Raw genomic sequence first — 486 nt, forward strand, 5'->3', positions numbered from 1 at the left:
CATTTCAAGTGAGCCAGATTCGCCCATATTGATTGTCTTATCGCTTGTGAGTGTGAGATTTCTGATAGCACTGCTTGCCTTAATAGCATAGCCATTACTACCCTCTGTTGTCCCCTCATTTGTATCTGCACTATTAAAGCTAAGGAATAGTTGGGTGATAGCACTATTGCTACTATTTTGTGGTGTATAAGTATCGCCACTTGTTTGCCAAGTGATACCAAAGTTGTTACTTGAATCTGCAGTATCTCCTTCACCTGTAGTGATTGTAGGATTTGCTACTGCTACGCTTACTCCAAGAGCCAAAGCAAGGGAACTTGCGATAAGGGGTTTGAAGCTAGATTTTTGCTCTACCCCCCCCCCCCATAGTCGTATTTTTCTTGGTATGTTTTCTCATTATAAACTCCTTTGTAAGAATCCTAAAATTTAAATTCTTGAATTCTAGCAAAATTAAATCAATGACAAACACAAAAAGTGGGTAAATAAAAG

The 486-nt window shown here is 38.7% G+C and carries 1 protein-coding gene; it reads right to left on the reverse strand.

Going from position 1 to position 486, the window contains the following annotated elements:
* Nucleotides 1-303, reverse strand: a 303-nt coding sequence (locus tag CQA58_RS08130) for a hypothetical protein (RefSeq protein WP_147288635.1), incomplete at its 3' end; no start/stop codon positions are given.
* Nucleotides 304-486 lie beyond the last annotated feature (183 nt).

Origin of the sequence: Helicobacter brantae, assembly GCF_003364205.1 — a bacterium.
Classification (GTDB): Bacteria; Campylobacterota; Campylobacteria; order Campylobacterales; family Helicobacteraceae; genus Helicobacter_G; species Helicobacter_G brantae.